1 protein-coding gene is annotated in these 863 nt (G+C 78.1%); it reads right to left on the bottom strand.

All coding sequences use genetic code 11. The annotated features are described in order from the left end of the window. Positions 1-863, bottom strand: an 863-nt coding sequence (locus FS882_RS20695; protein WP_187365416.1) for a DUF222 domain-containing protein, incomplete at both ends; no start/stop codon positions are given.

Here is an 863-nt window from a genome sequence, read left to right as displayed (position 1 = left end):
AGGCCCAGGAGGGTGGAGGCGGCGATGGTGAGGTTGACCTCGGCGCCGGGGCGCCCCGCGCAGCGGGTGCAGCTGCGGCGCGCGGCGGTACTGCTCGGTGTGGCGGACGCGGGCACGGGCATCGGCACGACCGCGGTCGGGGCTGCCTCGGTCGGGTCGGTGTCGGTCGAGGCGCTGTCGGGCGCGGGCTCGGTCTGCGCGGAGGTGGCGGATGCGGCGTGGGGCCGGGGAGACCTGGGCGTGGCCTCGGCCGGCGCACCGGGTGTGGACCTTGCCGGGGTGGGGATGGTCCCGGGGTGGTTCGGCGTGGGTGCGGGTGGCCTGGGCTCGGTGGGCGCGGTGTCGTCCTCGGGTTGGCTCACCGGGGTGAGGGTGGCGGTGGGGATGGGCTCGGCCGGCCGGGTGGGAGCACCACGGGTGGTGGTCTCCGGCCAGCGACGTGATGCCCGGCGCTGGGTGGGGACCGGTGCGGGTGGGTCGAGGTGGACCTCGAACGCCGGCCCGTCGGACGCGGGGACGTCTCCCACGACCAGGTCGCGCAGACCGTCCGCGCGGAGCTGGTCCAGGGTGCGGGGGTCGCCCAGGGCTTTGGCGGTGCGGGCGGCGTGGTGCAGGACCCCGTCGACGCGGGTGGCGTCCTCGGCGGCCAGCACCACCCACATCGCGGCCATGCCGTGGGGCCGCCGGCGGGGGCGGGTGACCCGCCGACCGCGGCGGGCAAGCGTGTGGCGTCCGGCCTCGCCCTTCGGGTCGGCGATCCGGACCTCCCGGGCCACGCGCTGCTCCAGCTGCCGGCGGGAGCACTGGGCGGCGTCGGGCAGCACCGCGTCCTCCACGGCGTGCGCGGCCTGGTAGGGCAGGTC

This window comes from Cellulosimicrobium cellulans (genome assembly GCF_007679345.1).
Classification (GTDB): domain Bacteria; phylum Actinomycetota; class Actinomycetes; order Actinomycetales; family Cellulomonadaceae; genus Cellulomonas; species Cellulomonas cellulans_A.
The sequence above is the reverse complement of the archived record's forward strand: the minus strand, read 5'-3'. Positions and strand labels throughout refer to the sequence as shown.